This window comes from Actinoplanes sp. NPDC051851 (assembly GCF_040681165.1).
Classification (GTDB): domain Bacteria; phylum Actinomycetota; class Actinomycetes; order Mycobacteriales; family Micromonosporaceae; genus Actinoplanes.
This window is the reverse complement of record NZ_JBFAYF010000032.1, coordinates 106,579-118,603: the sequence shown is the minus strand read 5'-3', so window position 1 is coordinate 118,603 and position 12,025 is coordinate 106,579. Positions and strand designations below refer to the sequence as shown.

At 69.8% G+C, this 12,025-nt stretch carries 9 protein-coding genes; 1 reads left to right on the top strand and 8 read right to left on the bottom strand.

What is annotated here, in order from left to right; translation table 11 throughout:
- Positions 1-264 precede the first annotated feature (264 nt).
- On the top strand, positions 265-2,754 hold the full coding sequence (locus AB0M08_RS27865) for a discoidin domain-containing protein (RefSeq protein WP_364499188.1): 2,490 nt from the start codon (positions 265-267) through the stop codon (positions 2,752-2,754).
- A 28-nt stretch (positions 2,755-2,782) separates the two neighbouring features.
- On the opposite strand, the gene AB0M08_RS27860 is transcribed toward AB0M08_RS27865, so the two are convergent.
- From AB0M08_RS27860 to AB0M08_RS27825, 8 genes are read right to left on the bottom strand one after another with little or no spacing between them, the layout of a single operon-like run.
- Positions 2,783-4,246 (bottom strand): cytochrome P450, encoded by a 1,464-nt coding sequence (locus AB0M08_RS27860; protein ID WP_364499185.1) that lies wholly within the window; start codon positions 4,244-4,246, stop codon positions 2,783-2,785.
- Between the two features lie 33 nt (positions 4,247-4,279).
- The gene (locus AB0M08_RS27855) at positions 4,280-5,002 is read right to left on the bottom strand and encodes a hypothetical protein (protein WP_364499182.1); all 723 of its coding nucleotides are present in this window, start codon (positions 5,000-5,002) and stop codon (positions 4,280-4,282) included.
- A complete protein-coding gene (locus AB0M08_RS27850; RefSeq protein ID WP_364499179.1) occupies positions 4,999-5,793 on the bottom strand; it encodes a hypothetical protein in 795 nt (264 codons plus the stop codon). Before AB0M08_RS27850 ends, AB0M08_RS27855 begins: the two co-directional genes overlap by 4 nt.
- Positions 5,793-6,764 (bottom strand): lysylphosphatidylglycerol synthase transmembrane domain-containing protein, encoded by a 972-nt coding sequence (locus AB0M08_RS27845; RefSeq protein ID WP_364499177.1) that lies wholly within the window; start codon positions 6,762-6,764, stop codon positions 5,793-5,795. Before AB0M08_RS27845 ends, AB0M08_RS27850 begins: the two co-directional genes overlap by 1 nt.
- Positions 6,757-7,320: a hypothetical protein gene (locus tag AB0M08_RS27840; protein WP_364499175.1), complete on the bottom strand. Its 564-nt coding sequence runs from the start codon at positions 7,318-7,320 to the stop codon at positions 6,757-6,759. The genes AB0M08_RS27845 and AB0M08_RS27840 overlap by 8 nt, the downstream gene beginning before the upstream one ends.
- On the bottom strand, positions 7,317-8,285 hold the full coding sequence (locus AB0M08_RS27835; protein WP_364499172.1) for a lysylphosphatidylglycerol synthase domain-containing protein: 969 nt from the start codon (positions 8,283-8,285) through the stop codon (positions 7,317-7,319). The genes AB0M08_RS27840 and AB0M08_RS27835 overlap by 4 nt, the downstream gene beginning before the upstream one ends.
- A gap of 50 nt (positions 8,286-8,335) precedes the next feature.
- On the bottom strand, positions 8,336-10,861 hold the full coding sequence (locus AB0M08_RS27830; protein WP_364499170.1) for a PEP/pyruvate-binding domain-containing protein: 2,526 nt from the start codon (positions 10,859-10,861) through the stop codon (positions 8,336-8,338).
- Positions 10,854-11,903 carry a Rieske 2Fe-2S domain-containing protein gene (locus AB0M08_RS27825; protein WP_364499168.1) on the bottom strand — a complete coding sequence of 350 codons (1,050 nt, stop codon included), beginning with the start codon at positions 11,901-11,903 and terminating at the stop codon, positions 10,854-10,856. Before AB0M08_RS27825 ends, AB0M08_RS27830 begins: the two co-directional genes overlap by 8 nt.
- Positions 11,904-12,025 lie beyond the last annotated feature (122 nt).

Sequence of the window (12,025 nt, the reverse complement as noted above, 5' to 3'; positions counted from 1 at the left end):
TCTCCGGCGCGATGCGCACCCTCACCGGCGCCGAACACTTCTGCCACCTACGCACATATCTCGCTACCGCCACCAAACACGGCATCAACCTCTACGACGCCCTCGTCCAACTGACATCCGGCCAGCCATGGATCCCCGCCATCAACTGACCTGAGTAGTTACATCGCCGGGAACCTGGCCCGCTACGCGGAGAACGATGTCAAAGGCCTGCAGGAGGCGTATGACTTCGACGGCGACGGCCTGATCGAGTACAACTGGGGCGCGATGACCGGCAACGACGCCGACGCGGTGTCGTTCCACTGGAAACCCGGCTATATGGACCGGACTGAGAACGCCTACCTGTATTCCAACGCGCTCGCCTCGGCCGCCGCCTACCGGACCGCCGGGAACACCGCGAAGGCCGCCGAGATGACCGCTTTCGCCGCGAGCATCAAGGCCGCGGTGCTCGCATACCTGTGGGAGCCGGAGCGCAGCACCCCGGACGAGATGGGCCTCTACGGCAACCTGCTCAAACACCGGCTCACCGCCACCGGCGAACTCGTGCCCTGGAAAGAGATAAACAACTATTATCCGTACGCCGTGGGCCTGATGCCCAAGCCCGGCGACGCCGACTACACCCAGCCCTACGTCGAGGCGCTGCGCCTGTTCGCCGACGACACCCAGTACCCGATCTTCCCCTTCACCACCGCGAACCAGGCCGACAAGGCGGCTGCCGCGGCGGCCGGGGAGCCGGGCAGCAACAACTTCTCGATCATCAACTCGACGGTGACGTTCCGGATGCTCTCCTCGGTGCTGCGGAACTACCCGAACCCGTACATCGACGCCGAGTGGTACAAGAAGCTCCTGTACTGGAACGCGTGGGCGCAGTACCAGGAGGACGGCGACAACCGGTACCCCGACCAGAACGAGTTCTGGGCCGACGGCTCCACCGCGGACGGCGGCAGCATCGGCTACCGCTCGTGGATCCACCACACCATCCTCGGCGCCACCAACTTCACCATGATCGAGGACGCGATGGGCCTGCGCCCGCGCGACGACGCCAAGGTGGAGCTCGACCCGATCGACATCGGCTGGGACCACTTCACCGCCAACGACATCCGCTACCGGGACCGGGACCTGACGATCGTCTGGGACGCGCCCGGCGGCACCCGCTACTACGGCGACGACGTGCCCGAGGGCTACTCCGTCTACCTCGACGGCCAGCTCGCCTTCACCGCCGACAGGCTGGGCCGGCTCGTCTACGACCCGGCGACCGGCGAGGTCGAGGCCGCCGCCGGGATCACCGTCACCTCCACCGCGCAGATCTCGGTGGACGCGCCGGCCGACGTGCGGTTCGCCGCCGCCGACCGGATCGTCGACGTGCTGGCCAAGGCCGGCGCCGACATCGCCCCGGCCAGCACCGGCACCACGAACGTCGCCCAGGGCCGTCCGGTCACCGCCACCTTCGGGACCGCGGGCGCCGCCGTCGACGGTTCGACCGTCAACGAGCCGTTCTGGGGCACCGCCGGGTCACCGCACGCGACCGATGCGATCGATGTCGACCTGGGCGGCGCGAAGGAGATCGACGACGTCCGCGTGTACTTCTACAACACCTCGACCAGCGCCACCGTCGCCGGATACGCGCCACCCGCGCAGTTCACCGTCAGCTACGACGACGGCGATGGCTGGACGACCGTTCCCGGTCAGAGCCGCAGTCCCGCCTACCCACGCGGCAACCTCAACCGGGTCCGGTTCCCCTCGATCACCGCCACCAGGCTGCGCATCACCGTGCAGCACGCGGCAGGATTCAAAACCGGGATCAAAGAGATTCAGGCTTTCGGTACGGGTGTGGCCGCGCCCCCTGCCGTCGACGAGCCGCCACTCGCGGACGCGTGGGTCGACTCGGCGTACCACCAGGACGGCTCCGTCCGGCTGATCGGCCTGGCCCAGGACGACGGCGCACCCGGCACCGACGTCACCGCCGCCTGGTCCGTGGTGGACGCGCCGTCCGGGGGAGCGGTCGCGTTCGACTCGCCGAGCACGCCGACCACGGTCGCCCGGTTCACCAAGACCGGCGCCTACACCCTGCGCCTCACCGTGGGCAGCGCCCACAGGGACGTGGTCGTCGACGGCACCGCGCTGACCGAAGGGGAGATCAACGTGGCGTCCACCGCCACCCCGACGGCGAGCTACACGGCGGGCTGGAACGCGGTCGGTGCGGTCAACGACGGGAAACCGGCCTTCTTCGAGGGCGGCGCGCAGACCGACCTGTGGGGCACGTGGACCGGCGCCGAGCCGTCGACGCGCTGGCTGCAGTACGACTTCCCGTCGGCGGTCCGCGTCGACCACGCCTCGATCGCCTTCTGGTCGGACAGCACCACCGGAGGCGTCGGAGTCTCGGTCCCCACGTCCTGGACGTTGCAGTACTGGACCGGCACGGCGTGGGCGGACGTGACCGGCGCGACCGGCTTCGACCCGGCGGTGCGGGGGAGCACCAACGAGGTGCGCTTCGACCCGGTCACCACCACGCGGTTGCGGGCGACGTTCCAGGCGCTGCCGGACACGGCCGGTACGGCGTACTCCGCGGTCGGCGTCTCGGAGCGGCGGGTGTTCGCCGCCGCGGTCTCGTCGATCGCCTGCTACGACACGCGTACCGCGGTCGGTGTCCTTCCGGCCCTGCCCTCGACGGTCGACGTGACCTACACCGACGGCACCCGCCAGCCGATGCCGGTCACCTGGGCCGCGGTCACCGATGCTCAGATGATCAGGCCGTGACCGAAGCGGAACAGCGGGTCGGCGGTCCTCACCCCGCCGGGCTCCGCGGCATCCGGCGGGTGAGAGCCAGCACCGCGCCGCCCTCGGGTGCGAGCAGGGCCTCGTTGGTGTAGTGCACCGGGACGTCGCCGATCGGCGCGAACGCGAAGTCACGCGCCAGGACGGCGAGGATGAGCACCATTTCGGTCAGGGAGAAACGCATGCCGTAGCAGATCCGCTGGCCGCCACCGAACGGGAACCATGCGGAGCGGTGGATGCGGTCGGTGGCGCCATCGAGCCAGCGGTCCGGCCGGAACCGGGCGGCCTCGGGCCAGAACCGTGGATCGCGATGGGTGACCCAGGCGCTGACCCAGATGTCGGCGCCCGCGCCGATGGTGTGATGGCGCAGGTCGAGCGGGGCGTCGGCCTTGCGGGGCAGCATCGCGACGACGGGGAACAACCGCAGAGTCTCCTTGACGCACGCTTCGGTGAAGCGGAGCCCCGGCACGTGCGTGAATTCGGGCTCCGCGTCGCCGATCACGTCGTCCAGCTCGGCCTGCAGACGCGCCAGGATGTCAGGATGGCGCGCCAGGAGAGCGAAGGCGAAGCCCAGGGTGTTCGCCGTGGTGGCGTGTCCCGCGACGTAGAGGGTATGGATCTCGTTGCGCAGCTGGCGCTCGTCCATCGGCCGGTCGTCGTCGTCACGGGCGTCGAGAAGCATGGCCAGCAGGTCGGGCGGAGTCTCCGGTTCGCCGGAGCCGGTCCGGGGCCGGCGACGACGGTCGACTGCCTGCATGATCAGCGTCTCCACCCGAGCCGAGGCCCGGCGCAGCCGGAGGCGGTGCGGGGCCGGCATCCAATAGGGCAGCAGCCCGGGCAGGCCGGTGTACTCGACCTCCTCGAACCTGGCCATCTCGGCCAGGGCCTCGCGGATCTCGTCCCCGTCGGCCCGCCCGACCTCGGCGCCGAAGAGGCTCTTCACCGCGATCTGGGCGGTGAGCCGGACCATGTCCTGGTGTACGTCCCGGACCTGCCCGTCCTGCCACAGGCCGGCCAGGTCGGTGGCGTAGCCGACCATGGTTCTCGCGTAGCCGCTGATCCGCCGGGCATGCATGGCCGGCTGCGCGAGGCGACGCTGCCGCTTCCACAGCTCGCCGTTGCTGGCGGGCAGGGCGCGCGCACCGAGCAGGTCGGCGTACTGGATGAAGCCCTCGGTGAAGCCCTTGCGCAGGGCGGAGTTGGTGGCGCTGAGCACGGTCGCGACGTCGTCGGGGTGGAAGACGCAGTACTGGCGTCTCCCACCCAGCGACCAGGCGGCCAGGTCGCCGTACGTGTCGTGCAGATCCGTGACAAACGCCTGCGGGTCCGCGGCGAAGCTCGGAAGGTCACCCACCACCGGCCAGGGCCGGGTTCCGGGCACGTCGTCCGGCTCGGCGGGGCGGCGCAGCGGATCCGCGAGCCGATCGAGCGTGACGGTCCACTGCGGGCGCGGGTCCGGGGTCGGGCTGAGCACGGGAGCTCCTTCGGGATTCAGCGGGGCGGGCGGTCAGATGTGCCGCCACGGCCGGATGTCCGCCGCCTTCAACCGGCGGTAGAGCGCGACGGTGTAGACGATGTCGGCCACGAATACGACGAGGTAGAGGTAGTTGATCAGCGGCGTCAGCGGGTAGGAGTCGTACCGGAGGCTGTCGCTCCAGAAGGACCAGAAACCGTCCGGCCATGCCTGTGTGCTGCTCGTGGTCACCGTCAGCGCGGTCGCGAGCCAGGCGAAGAAGGTGCCGAAGAATTTGGCGATCGCGATGTAGAGCGACTGGCCCCGGGGGCTGTCCCGGCGTACCAGCAGTGCGAGGAACAGCAGGGACATCAGGCAGTTGACGCCGAACCCGGTGTATTCGCCGTCGGGATCGTTGAACTCGAAGAAGCCGAGGTAGACGATCGGATAGGCGACGACGACCGCGATGAGGGGCAGGAAGCGCGCATATCTGGAGACCGCCGGTAGATCGCGGAACTCCCGCGGCGCGTACCGGCAGGCCTGCCACAGGATGACCAGGTCCACCACGAGCCACACGATGCTGAGGGTGTGGATGTGGTCGGCGAAGGGATTGATGAAGAGCCCGTACGCGGCTTCCCAGGAGAGGTTCGCGCCGAGTGCCGCGATCGGCATGCCGTACGTCCGGTCCCGGAAGCCGCGGTGGATGATCCCGGCGTACGCGATCAGCCACCACAGCGTGCAGATGACGCCGGTCACCACGACCACCTGGGAAGTCATGCGTGGCCCTCCGCCATCACGTCCTGGCCGCCGGCGTGGACGGGATCCGGGATCCGGTCGATCTGCGTGCGGTAGCGGCGCAGGCACAGCGTGGCCAGGGCCACCCGCCGACGGCCGGGGAACTCGCTCAGCCGTTCGTGGAACAGTCGCTCGTAGCGGGCGGTCTCGGCGCGGAGCCGTCGCGGCGCGTCCGGCCCGTAGAGCCGGACGAAAGCGGCGTAGGCGTTGAAGTTCCCCGTGCGAACGTCCTGCTCGTAGTGCGCGAGATCGTTGCCGATGTCAGCGAGGACCTCGACCGGCCACAGCAGGTCGAGCATCCGCTGGTCGAGGGGTCTGCCGAGCAGGGGGTAGATCATCGCGTGCAGCAGCCGCAGGTCGGAGGAGCGTAGTTCGACCAGCCGCAGGACCGACTCGTGGTCGGCCGTGTCGTGTGCGGTGACCCGGTTCTCCAGCCGTACGTACTGTTCGCCCTGGTCGAGTTGGTGGCCGACGGCGTCGTCGTAGGCGCCCAGCCGGCGCAGTAGCGTGGCGAAGGCCTGCTTGTAGCGGACGAGTCTCCGGTAGTCCTGGTTGCCGTCGGCATCGAGGTCGACGTCCCGGGTGTGCTCCGCGACCGCGTCGACTCGGTAGACCAGGAACTCCACCAGGAACAGGACCGGACCGCACCGTATCCGCTCCCACCTGGACAGGGCCAGCGCGGGGAAGTACAGGTCCCGGGCGAACTCCCGGAAGATGTCGCGCGATTTGGTGAGCGCCTCGCGCGACGCCTGCAACCTGTCCCACGGCTTCATCAAGGCTTCCCTTCCGGAACGTGAACAGGGGTCGTGGTGCTTCTGGTGTTTCGTCGGACGGCCAGATAGTGCAGCTGGAACGGCAGGCCGGCGACGATCTGCGGCATGGCCTGCTGAGCGTGGAAGACCAGGGTGAACGCCAAGGCGAGGTCGGGGGCGACACCGAGCAGGTTCAGCGAGTACAGCGCCCCGGCCTCGAAGGTGCCCAGCTGAGCGGGTGCGGAGGGCAGGGCGTTGGCGAAGTCGATGAAAAACAGAACCAGGATCGCCGCGGCGAACGACAGGTTCACGTGCAACGCGCGCAGCACCAGGAACGCGGCGGCCGCGTCGGCGACCTCACCCAGCAGGATCCATGCGAAGGCGGCCGTGAAGCCGCGGCGGTCGCGCAGGAAGTACATGCCGTCGACCAGTCCGCGCAGGAATTTTGGGAGCCGCTTGCCGGGCCTGCGATGTGCTACCCATACGAGCAGCAGCAGGTGAAGAATCATGACGGCGTTGATCGCCAGCACGACGCCCAGCACCCAGTCCGTGGTGCCCAGCAGCAGGGGGGTGGGCAGGGCCAGCAGCGCCACCCCCACCGCGCCGATCGACTTCTTCAGCACGATGAGGGCCGTGGTGACGGTCACTGGGACGTTCTCGCGCTTGAGCAGCCACAGCCGCATCACCTCACCGGCGCGGGCGGGGGTGAGCGACGACGCAGCCTGGGCGGCCAACTCGTAGCAGAGCAGCGTGCCGAACCGGATCGGGTGCCGGGCGCCCAGCATCGCCGTCCAGCCGGCCGCCCGGACGAACTGGGCACCGATGTTGAGCAGCACGGCCGCCGTCAGCAGCCGATAGTCGGCGTCGCGCAGGGCCGCGGTGAACCTGCCGACCTCGATCTCACGCAGAAAGCGCCAGACGACGAAGACGGTGGCCAGCACGAAGAGCAGCCGGACGGTGAAACCCAACCGGCTCCTGGTCCGTTCATTCATGCGGGTACGCCGCTGTGGGCAAGCGGCTCGACGCGACGCTGTCGGGCCACATCAGCCGTTCGGTCTCGTAGAACGTGAGCAGTGCCGACTCCCGGATGCCCAGGGACGACCGAATCTTCTGCAGCGGCTCGTCCCACAGCTCGTCCCACCGTACGGTGTTGAGCGGCTGGATTCCCTGGTGCTGGGAGAATTCGACGGCCATGTCGAACAGCAGCACGTCGCTGTCGGTCAGTCGCCACGGTCCGCGGTACACGTGCCGGGCCGCCAGCGTGAACAAATCCCGCTGCCAGCCGCCCGCCCGGCCGGTCGAGCCCATGGTGACACCGAGGACGAACGCCTCGTCGGCCGACGTGGTGCCCCGCCCGAGTGTGATGTGGACACAGTCGTGTCCTCGCAGGTCGATGGCCCCGGGCAGAGCGACGGGACTGGCCGGGTTCTCCAGCAGGCGGACGTACCAGGGCACCACCGAGGCGTCGTCACCGGGCATGGCCGCGTACGCCTCACCCAGCGTCTGCTCTCCGTTGAAGGCAGGCACCCACTCCGACAGTGTTGTCACGATCTTCTCCTTCGGTTGGCCACGGCAATCCGCAGCGGCAGGCCAGCGACCAGCTGAGGCAGGTTCTGCTGCGCGTGGAAGACCAGGGCGAACGCCGCTCCGGCCTCCAGGGGGACGTGCGCGAACTCCAGGGCGAGGAGGGCGCCGGCCTCGAAGGTGCCCAGGTTGACCGGCGACACCGGCAGACTGACCGACATGTCGACGAAGAACAGTACGAGCGCGGCGGCCCCCACCGACACGCGTACGTGCAGGGCGGACAGGACCACCGCCGCGGCGACGGCGTCGATCAGCACCTCCAGCATGCCCAGGACCAGCAGCAGCAGGAGCGCCCGGGCGTCACGGAGGCAGAACAGGCCGGCGGTGACCCGGCGGAGGATGCGTGGTACCCGGGTGGCGCCGTAGCGGCGGTGAGCCAGTAGCACCAGCCAGCCGACGACGGCGATCGTCACCACCGTCGACAGCCACAGGTAGGCGGTCACCCGGATCGGCAGTCCGGTCAGCACCAGGGGTGCGGCGACGGCGAGCACCCCGATCCCGGCGGCGCGCACGATCCGGCGCAGGCTCGTCAGGGCGGCGGTGACCTCGGGCGGGACGTCCGCCCGGGCGAGAAGCCGCGCCCGTAGTGGCGCCGTGCCACTCGCCACGTCGACGAAGGCGGTGGACTGGGCCGCGAACTCGTAGCGCAGCAGCAGGCGGAACGGCAACCGGCGCAGTGGGTGCAGCAGTGCCGACCAGCACCCGGCCTGCACGACGTGCACGGCGAGGTTCAGCGCGGCCGCGAGCAGCAGCAGTGGGATCACTACACCGCCGAACCGGTGACTCAACTCCCCCGGGTCGAGGTGGGGCATCAGGAAGAGCAGCGGTGTCGTGGTCACCACGAACCAGAGGAGCCGGAACAGGCGGCGCCACACCTGCCGTCTCGGGGTCACCGCGGGGCGGGGATACGTGGCTGCCATCTCGCTCATGCCTGTTCACCCGGGTACGACGTCGAGGCGGGCACGGTGGCGGGCGGACATCAGTACACCAGCCCACGGTCGCCGTCGACGGTGACGACCTGCCCGTCCCGGATCACTCTGGTGGCGTGGTTGGTGCCCATGACGGCGGGGATGCCGTACTCGCGTGCCACGATCGACCCGTGCGAGAGCGTGCCGCCGGTGTCGGTCACCACCGCTCCGGCGATGCTCAGCAACGGTGACCAGGCCGGCGTGATGAAGGAGGCCAGCAGCACCTCGCCGGCCTGCAGCTTGGGGAAGTCCTCGACCGACGTGATGTGCCGGGCGGGGGCCGTGACGCGTCCCGGGCTGACCGGGGAGCCCTTGATGCCGGACGTCTGGTCCGCCGGATCGCCGGACTTCCCCTCCTGGCCGAGGAAGGCGAGGGGGATCAGGTCGACACCGGCGAAGACCAGTTGCAGGTCCGGCGGGACGATCGGCGGTGGGATGAGCCTGCGCCGCTGCGCCCGCAGGTTCCGGCGCTCGGCGATCCGGCCGTCCCTGTCGGCGGGCGGTCCGTCGCCGCGCAGTTGCGCCGCCAGCTCGTCGCCGGTGAGGTAGAAGACGTCGTCCGGCTGGCTGAGGCGATCGTCGGCGACCAGACGCCGGCCCAGCTCGAGGTAACCGCGGCGCATGAGTGGCCAGCCCTGGGTGAAGTGGAACAGGGCCTCGTCGCGGACGGCCGCATAGCGCCGGTTCAGCCGAAGCAGCAGGTGCAGCAACCGCCGGCGTACGGGATGGGTGCGCAGCCGGGCGTCGATCCGGGCCAGCTCGGTGTCCCGCCGATCGGCCAGCGACTGCAGCCGCGCCGCCGGGTCCGGGGTGTCACCGGTGCGATAGCCGTCCAGGGCGGTACGGAGCGCGGTGCTCTCCTCGGCCGGCGTCGGCTCGACGAGGTCGAGCTGGTACACCTGATGCCCGTACTCGGCGAGCAGTGCCTCGAAGGCGTGGTCGTCGCCGGAGCGTGCGAGCCGCCACAGCGCCGCGTCCATGTCCGAGGTTCGGGTCCGATGCCCTTGCAACAGCTGTGCGAGGTCAGGGGGCGAAGGTACGGGCCGGACCAGAGTCGGGTACAGCTTTTCCAGCAGCAGTTCGCTGACGTTCCAGTACCACGCGAGGCCGCCCAGCATCGCCCAGTAGATCCCGCTGAGCTCTGCCACCTCGTCGATGACGGCCTGCACCTCGTGGGTCTCGAGGGTACGCAGGTCGCGCCGGCCGAGCTCGGCGATCCGGGTGAGGTGGTGGGGCAGCAGAACTCTGCGCCAGTGCGACTCCAGCCGGGACAGGTGGAAGCGATAGAAGCTGACGATGAGCATGATCGTGCGCATCGGATACCTGTTGAGCGGGAAGTCCAGGCGCAGATAGGCGTAACCGTTGATCGATCCCGCCATCGGTTCGGGCACCAGCGGACCGGCCAGCCAGTCGGAACCCGACCAGTTCCGCCGCCACCGGTCCACCAGACGGGGGAATAGGGTCGTCTCGAACAGCGGGGAGAGCGGCTCGGGCAGCCACGAGTCGCAGATGCTGATCCGGGCCCACGCGGCGTGATCGACGGGGCTGGTCCAATCGGCGGCCGGAGCCGGAGCAAGATCGCGGGTCAGGGGCCGGGCCTGCAGGATCGACAGCTGCCCGTCGTGAACGGCCCACTCGACGTCCTGCGGCGCGCCGAAGTGCCGGGCCACGCTGAGCCCCAGCCGGGCGAGCTCGATCACCTGCTCGGTGCCGAGGGAGGCGCTGGAGCGCTGGTCCGGGTCGGTGCCGACGAGTTCGGTGCCGGTTGCGGTGGAGGTCACCGTCTGCGCCTTGCTGCCGATCTCCGTGCGTTCCACCCGGTCGGCGGCGGGGGACACGAAGAAACGGTCGGGATCGACCTGACCGCTCACCACGGCCTCGCCCAGTCCCCAGCTCGACTCGATGACGATCGGTCCGGCGAGGTCGCCGGGACCGGAGGTGACGAACATGACGCCCGCCGCATCGGCCGGCACCATGACCTGCACGACGACCGCCATGGCGGCCTCCGCGTGAGGTATTCCGGCCCGCTCGCGGTACAGGATCGCCGGGACCTCCCAGAGCGAGGCCCAGCAGGTCCGGACCGCGTCGGCGAGGCGGTCGGCCGACCGTACGCCGAGCTCGGTGTGGTACTGCCCGGCGAAGCTCGTGCCGGCGGTGTCCTCGGAGGTCCCGGAGGAGCGCACCGCGACACTGCCGCCGGCCGGGCACAGATCGTGCCAGGACCGTTCCAGCTCGGCCTGCAGGCCGGCGGGCAGCTCGATGTCGCGTACGGCCGACCGTAGCATCTCGGACACTTGCCGCATCGGCTCCCAGGCCGCCGTCCCCGCCCCGGATTCCGGTGTGGAGAGAGTGGTGAGGCGGCCGAGCAGCGGGGCGAGGACAGGAGCGACGACGGCGTGGTAGGTCGAGACGGGCAGACAGAACCCGGCGGGCACCGGCAGGCCGGCATCGATCAGGTCGCCGAGGTTCGCCGCCTTGGCGCCGGCCGTGATGGCGTCGGCCGCGCGCAGCTCCGGTAGGGGAACGAGGTCAGGCATCGTCGGCCACCCGGTCCACCCACTGCTGGTAGTACTTCCGGAAGGCGAGCACCCCGTGGTCGCCTCCGACGTAGAGCCCGTGCCGGTCGCCACGCTCGATCGTGTTGAACAGCGGGATGTCCTGCTGCGACGTCATCGTTATCTCCGGCCGGTGCAGGACGTAGTTGCGCAGATCCCGCCAGCGGGCGCCGGTTCGGGGCATCGCCACCGCGATGTGCTGGATGGTCCGGTTGGGCCCCAGCGGTGCGGCGGCCAGCAGCATCCGGTACTGCAGTCGCCCGTCGGCGAAGTAGCTGATCCGCTGACCGCTGGGCCAGCCGTCCACCCGCAGGACGAACTCCTTGGCGTTGGTGCCGAGGACACGGGTGATCATGCCGAGCCGGCCGCTGTACGACGGCCAGGTCAGCTCAGCACCGAGCCAGGCCTCTGCCGCGATAGGGGGACCGTGGTCGGCGGTGGCGCCGGGATCGTCGAGCATGCGCAGCTTCGTCGATCCGTCGACCTCCAGTCCGTGTAGCGCGACCAGATGGTCGGGATCGTAGGTGTTCTCCAGGATCCGGCGTACCGTCGCACGGGTGTCGTCAGCCATCCGGAAACCCGTGGGGTAGCCGGTCGCCCCGTCCAGGACGGGGAAGGACGGCAGCGGGAACATCGGCTCGCGGCTGCCGTACCACACCCAGACGTAACCGTGCCGCTCGACCGCCGGATAGGTCCGCAGCCCGGGCCGGTCCGTGGTGTCCGGTGCCGGTGGCGCGGCGACACACCGGCCGGCGGCGTCGAAGCGCCACCGGTGAGAGACGCATTGCAGATCGTCGCCGGTCACCCGCCCGGCGCCGAGGCTCGCACCGAGGTGGGGGCAGTGCCCCTGGGCCACGACGGGTCGCCCGGTCCGGTCGCGCCAGGCCACCAGTTTGCGGCCGAAGAGCGGGAGCTGCTGCGGGCCCTTGCCGAGGTGAGGGGACGGAACGGCCACGTACCAGCTCGCGGGCAGGTCGAGACGCTGCGCAGTGGTGGAAGTCGCTGCGGAAACTCGCTGGTTCATAATGCTGTCCACCTGCCCTCGGAGTTTATTTGTGTGACATCGACATGACGCATTTGCTTCCTGGCGGGCCCCCGGGCCCTGTGGTAAGAATTGTTTCCATCGCGGTAGTCGTTCGCAGAAGG